This window comes from Streptomyces sp. NPDC045678, assembly GCF_056432085.1.
This window is the reverse complement of the sequence record NZ_JBWKJS010000002.1, coordinates 557,686-563,527: the sequence shown is the minus strand read 5'-3', so window position 1 is coordinate 563,527 and position 5,842 is coordinate 557,686. Positions and strand designations below refer to the sequence as shown.

The window sequence follows — 5,842 nt, the reverse complement described above, 5'->3', positions numbered from 1 at the left end:
TCCCCTCCTCCTGGGTAGGGAAACCGGGATGCAGCAGGGGGTCTCCTCTCCTCCCCCCCCCCCCCCCCCCCCCCCCCCCCCCTTCCGCGTACTGGAGAAAGGAGGTCACCTCACCGCGGCCGCCTTCTCGAAGCCGGCACCGGACGCGGCGACAGCGGCGTTGACGGCCTGGTGCGCCTGCGTGGCGATGCGCTCGCCGTCCGCCGCGGTCCTGGCGCACACGACGATGCCCAGCGAGGGCCGGTGGCCCGTGAGGGCCCGGACCGTCGAGGGGTAGGCCCGGACACCGCCGGCCCACAGCTCGTCGAAGACGGGACGGATGTGCTCCCCGTACGACACCGTGCCCGTCAGCCGGAGTGGCAGTGCGTCGTTGACGTAGGCGATCGGCAGGTCGTCGGCCCACCGCTCCGCGAGGGCGACGGCGTGCATGGCGCCGGAGCGCCGGGCGTTGATCTCGGTGACGTAGAGCGCGTCGTCGAGGCCGCGGAGGCAGTCGATCGTCATCCAGCCCCGGTAGCCGAGGGATCGCGCGAACGTGTGGACGGCCGTGCCGAGCGCGGCGAGCCGTTCCTCGAGGGCCGGGTCAAGAACCCCGGGCCCGAGCGCGAGGCTGCGATAGCGCAGTCCGTCGACGCCGAGCATGCTGTACTCCATCCGCGGCACCGCGCCCTCGTCGACGAGGACGTCCACGGCGGGGCAGTCGGTGCCGTGTGCGATGTAGTCCTGCACGGTGAGCGGGAACGTGCCGAAGAACGGCTCGCGGCGCAGGGTCTGCCAGAAGCGCCGTACGGTGCCGTCGGCCTCGCCCTGCGCGACGGCGGAGCCGTAACCCCCCACCCCGTACATGCTCTTGACGACGGCGCGGCCGCCGCTGCCCACGATGGCCGTGACCGCGCCCTTGAGCTGTTCCCAGCTGGTGACGGAGATGCCGCGCGGCACGCGGAACCCGGGGACGTGCGAGGCGAGGTCGACACAGCACAGCTTGGATTCCAGGTACTCGTACGACCAGTAGTGCTCCGGTCCCGCGACGTCCAGCCGCACCTCCAGCCCCTGGCTGCGGAGCACCGAGGCCAGCGAGTACAGGTCGGGCGACGCGCCGAAGGAGAGGAGCCGCACCTCCCGCACCCCACTGGTCGCGGCGGAGAGGGCGGCCAGCGCACGGTCGTCGTTGAGCAGGTCGTGGACCAGGCGGCCGGTGCGCGGCAGCGGGGACACGACGGGAGGGACGGAACTGCCGAGACCGGTGTGGACGTGCGTCAGCCACTCCTGGGAGTAGCCGGCCGGAAGCACGAGCACGCGGTCGCCGGCGCTCCAGAAGACACACTGATCGGTGAATCCCGTGCCGTGCTCGACGAGGTCGTGTTCCACACCCGGATCAAATTCCAGCAGCTCGCGTTTCAGGTTGAACTCGACGACGTTCGGGACCACCAGATCAATGGTGTCGGGCATGCTCTCCTGCCTTCCCTGTGCGCAACAGCGGCTGGACCAGAGGGAGTCGGTGCCGTCCGCCCTAGTAACTCGAATGCACACCCGGTGTCAGCAGATGCTTCTCCGGCCCGTGCAGGGCCGGCGAGAAGACGCACATCAGCGTCATGCCGTGTTCCGAACGGAGCACGTGCGGTTCGCCCATGCCCGGGGCGTACAGCATCCCGGGCTTGATGTCGAACAAGCCGTCGGCCGTCTCCACGGAACCGGAGCCGGACACGCAGTAGCAGACCTCTTGGTGGTTGTCGTACCGCAGATACGACTCGCTGCCGGGCCGTACATACGTCTCGGTCAGGCCGAAACCCAATTCATCGGCCTGAACGAGCAGTCTGCGGCTCGTTCCGTTACCCCAGTCCACGTCGCATTCGCTTCCGACGACATCTTCAACCGAGCGAATCAGCAAGGTACACCTGCCCAGGAGTCGGTATTTCCGTCAGGGTCGGGTATCGAGTCTATGGAAAGCCGCATCGGTATTCCACGGGAAGTACGGGTATGCCCACCTGGCTATGCCTTTCGGTGCGCCCGCACGGCGCCGTTGTCATCACCCGGACGATTCTCCGGCCGATGGTGATGCTCACCGTATACATCATGCCGGCCTGCATTGCCTGGGTGTTGAACAACTTCGCCATCATGTCCGAGCACTATTACGCGGAACGTTCCGACAATCCATGGCGGAATACGAATTCGGTCTACACCAAGAGCAAGTGGTTCGGCTTCCTCAACTGGAACACGAACTGCCACGCCGAGCACCACCTCTGTCCCGGGGCCCCGCCTGGAACCTGCACGAGGTGTCGAAGCAGGTTCGCGCGCATCTCGCCTGCACGGAAACCTCCTGCCTCCGCTTCCACATCCGTCTGCTGTCCGATGTCGTCAGCGGTCGCGCGAAGGAGCAGGACGAGGCGTTCGTAGTCTCCGCAGCATCGCGTTGCGCCGCTCCAGAGCCGGGGCGGTGGTGGGGAAGAGCGTGGCACCGCCCTCGTCGACCTGGTCCTGATGGGCCGTCACGAACGGGCGGGTGTCGTGCTCGTACGCGGCGAAGCCGGCGGCGTGGCCCCTGCCGGCCAGGGAGCCGGCGAGCACGTACGCGCCGACGAGCGCGAGGCTCGACCCCTGTCCGGTCAGGAACGAGGGCGCGTACGCGGCGTCGCCCACCAGCGCGACCCGGCCGCTGGACCAGCGGGGCATGCGGATCTGGCTGACCACGTCGAAGAACAGGTCGTCCGCGTCGCGCAGGGCGGTGAGCATGCCGGGCACCTCCCACCCCGCGTCGGCGAACACCTGGGCCACCAGCTCGCGTTGGGCCCGCGGGTTCCGGAACGCGTGGAACGGCGGTTCCGGGTGGGCGAAGTTGAGGAAGGCGTGCACATGGCCGTCGTCCCCGGCGGCGTAGAGCGCCGCGGCCCTGCCCGGGGTGTTCCACATCATGACCTCGTCGGAGAGCCCGAAGGTGTTGCGCAGGGTGAAGCCGGCGAAGCAGTGGCCCAGGTAGCGGTGGAACTGTTCCTCGGGCCCGAACAGGAACTCGCGGGTGCGCGAGTGCACGCCGTCCGCGCCGAAGACCAGGTCGAACGTACGACTGCCGCCCCCGCGGAACGTGACGTCGACCCCGTGGTCCGACTGATCGAGCGTGTCGACGCGGTCGTCGAACAGGAACTCCACGTCGTCACGGACCGCCCTGTGGAGGGCCTCGGTGAGATCCCCGCGCGGCACCTCCAGATCCTGTCCGCCGACGCCGCCGGTGAGGTGGTGCGGATCGACCGAGGCCACCTCGGCGCCGTCGCCGTCGAGGAAGGTCAACCGGCGCAAGTCGATGTGGACGTCCCGCAGTCGCGGGAGGATGCCCATTCTGCGGACGACCTCCAGTGCGGTGCCGCGGATGTCGACGGGGTAGCCGCCGCCGCGTAGGGCGCTCGCCTTCTCGACCACCGTGACGGCGTATCCGTAGCGGTTCAGCCAGTACGCGAGGGCGGGCCCCGCGATGCTGGCCCCGGAGATCAGGACACGGGGGCGGGTCCGGGTGGTGCTCATTTCGTGACTCCTTTGGCCATGGTGCGGGTGACGAGCAGCGACAGCGCCGTGACGACGGCGGCCAGGGCGAAACCGATGGCGAAGGCGGACTCGGCAGGGTCGTCCGCCCCCGAGGGGGTGCCCGCGGTGAGGATCGCGCCGCTGACCTGGACGCCCACGGCGAAGCCGAGCACGCGGGTCACCAGGACCAGGCTGGTGGCGATGCCGGTGTCACCCCGATCGACGGACGTGGCGGTGCTGGTCACCATCGCCGTGACGCACAGGCCGTTGGCGAACGCGATCAGCACCTTGCCGGTGACGAGGTGCCAGATCTCGCCGTGCACGGCCGAGAGGCCGAGCAGGGCGGCGACCATGACGACGATCCCGACGGTGACCACGGCACGCGAGCCGTGGCGCCGCGTTCCGATTCCGCTGATCGGCCCGGCCAGCGCCGCGGCCACGGCACCGGGCAGCAGGTAGAAGCCGATTTCGGTGGCGCTCGCTCCAAAGCCGTACGCGTCGGCGGAGACCTCGAACAACTGCGGGAGGAGATAGACCGGCACCGCGGTGCCCGCGCAGATCACGAACGTCAGCACGCACGACTTCCAGACCGCGGGCCGCGCCAGCATGCGCAGATCGACCATCGGCGCGGCGGCACGGCGCTCGACGGCGACCCACGCGGTGACGAAGCCGGTGAGCACCAGGACGAGGACGCACAGGACGAGGGGCTGCGCGCCGATGTCGGGCGCGAGCGCGAGGACGAGCATGAGCGTGACCAGCGTCCCGCTCAGCAGAAGCAGCCCGGGCCAGTCGACCCCCGATCCGTCCGACCGGCGCGGTGTGTCCCGCGGCATCAGCAGGTTCACCAGCACCGTGGCGACGGCGACCGCGATCGTCGGCAACGCGAACATCCAGTGCCGGGACAGCCCTTCCGCCACGGGCCCCGCCGACAGCGTGCCCGCCATCCCGCCCGCCACGAACAGTCCGCTGACCACCCCGATGGCCACCTTCGATTCCCCGGCGGGGAGGTGCTCGCGCACCAGGATGAACGACAGGGGCAGCGCGCCCACCATCGCTCCCTGGAGCACCTGGCCGAGCAGCAGCACGGGCAGGTTCGGCGCGAGCGAGGAGATGAGACCGCCGGCGGCGACGACGGCCATCAGCCGTACGAGGACCCGTTTTCCGCCGTACCGATCACCGAACTTGCCCGCGACCGGGGTGACGAGCGCGCCGGTGATGAGCAGTACGACGCTGAGTAACGCGCCTTCGGCGCGGCTCATGCCGAGTTCGCGCTGCAGGAGAGGGAGCGTCGGCGTCACCACCGATTCCAGGGCGCCGGTGGCGACGGCCAGCATCCCTAGAGCCCCGACAGCGGCTCTCCCGATACGGAGTGGGGGAGCGAGCGTTGTTGTCGCGGTCATGGACGTCCTTTCGGTTCCGAGGTCATCCGGTCAGGGACGGTGTCCGCTGAACCAGAACTACACTACACCGTGCAGTGTAGGTCGGAGGGCGGCTAGGATGAGCCCATGCCGACGACCAAGACGCCGACCACCAAGACACTGCGCGAGGGGTCCGCCCGGAAGCGGGCCGCGATCCTCTCGGCGGCCCGGGACCTGTTCCTCGCGGACGGCTTCGACCGCTCCAGCGTCGACGCGGTCGCCGCCCGGGCCGAGGTGTCCAAGCGGACCGTCTACGACTACTTCGGCGACAAGCGGACGCTGCTCCAAGCCGTCGTCGACGCGATCGGCGAGTCGATGATCACCACGATCCGCCGCACCCTCGACGAGACCCTGACCGACCTCGGCGGCCTCACCGAGCCCGCCGACCTCGAAGACGCGCTGGTCACCTTCTCGATGCGGATCTCGACCGACATGCTCGGCTCGGCGGAGTACGCGACGCTGCAACGCCTGGTCCGCGCGGAGTCCGGCCACCTGCCGCACCGGGGCTACAACTCCATGGCCGACACCCCCGACGAGGCGCTCGCCGAGCGGTTCGCCGCGCTCGGCGCGGCCGGACTGCTGCACGTTCCCGACTCCCGCCTCGCGGCCGACCAGTTCATCGCGCTGACCTTCGGCGTGGCGCTCGACCGGCTCGGTTCCGCGAACGCCGCGGAGGACACGCGGGTCAGGCCGCTGGTGGTCGAGGGGGTACGGACTTTCCTGCGGGCCTACCGGGCGGCACAGGCGTAGACAGGGACGTACGGAAACGGCGAAGCGGGGGGGGGGGGGGGGGGGCGCCCACCCCCCCCCCCCCCCCCCCCCCCCTCTCCCCCCCCCCCCCCCCCCCCCCCCACCCCCACCCCCCCCCCCCCCCCCCCCCCCCCCCCCCCCCCCCCCCCCCCCCCCCCTCC

General features: G+C 70.2%; 6 protein-coding genes. 2 read left to right on the top strand and 4 right to left on the bottom strand.

The features are described 5' to 3' along the window. Nucleotides 1-105: 105 nt before the first annotated feature. Nucleotides 106-1,449: a hypothetical protein gene (locus AC07DO_RS09020; RefSeq protein WP_479057976.1), complete on the bottom strand. Its 1,344-nt coding sequence runs from the start codon at nucleotides 1,447-1,449 to the stop codon at nucleotides 106-108. A gap of 61 nt (nucleotides 1,450-1,510) precedes the next feature. Then, on the bottom strand, nucleotides 1,511-1,888 hold the full coding sequence (locus AC07DO_RS09015; RefSeq protein WP_479057975.1) for an ectoine synthase: 378 nt from the start codon (nucleotides 1,886-1,888) through the stop codon (nucleotides 1,511-1,513). On the opposite strand from AC07DO_RS09015, the gene AC07DO_RS09010 reads away from it, so the two are divergent. Continuing rightward, nucleotides 1,792-2,394: a fatty acid desaturase gene (locus AC07DO_RS09010; RefSeq protein WP_479058574.1), complete on the top strand. Its 603-nt coding sequence runs from the start codon at nucleotides 1,792-1,794 to the stop codon at nucleotides 2,392-2,394. The genes AC07DO_RS09015 and AC07DO_RS09010 overlap by 97 nt on opposite strands. On the opposite strand, the gene AC07DO_RS09005 is transcribed toward AC07DO_RS09010, so the two are convergent. Together AC07DO_RS09005 and AC07DO_RS09000 are read right to left on the bottom strand one after the other, a co-directional pair. Next, complete coding sequence (locus AC07DO_RS09005; protein ID WP_479057973.1) at nucleotides 2,356-3,513, bottom strand: FAD-dependent monooxygenase; 1,158 nt, start codon at nucleotides 3,511-3,513, stop codon at nucleotides 2,356-2,358. The genes AC07DO_RS09010 and AC07DO_RS09005 overlap by 39 nt on opposite strands. Then, on the bottom strand, nucleotides 3,510-4,913 hold the full coding sequence (locus AC07DO_RS09000; protein WP_479057972.1) for an MFS transporter: 1,404 nt from the start codon (nucleotides 4,911-4,913) through the stop codon (nucleotides 3,510-3,512). Before AC07DO_RS09000 ends, AC07DO_RS09005 begins: the two co-directional genes overlap by 4 nt. Nucleotides 4,914-5,018: 105 nt before the next feature. On the opposite strand from AC07DO_RS09000, the gene AC07DO_RS08995 reads away from it, so the two are divergent. Further along, complete coding sequence (locus AC07DO_RS08995) at nucleotides 5,019-5,681, top strand: TetR/AcrR family transcriptional regulator (RefSeq protein ID WP_479057971.1); 663 nt, start codon at nucleotides 5,019-5,021, stop codon at nucleotides 5,679-5,681. Nucleotides 5,682-5,842 lie beyond the last annotated feature (161 nt).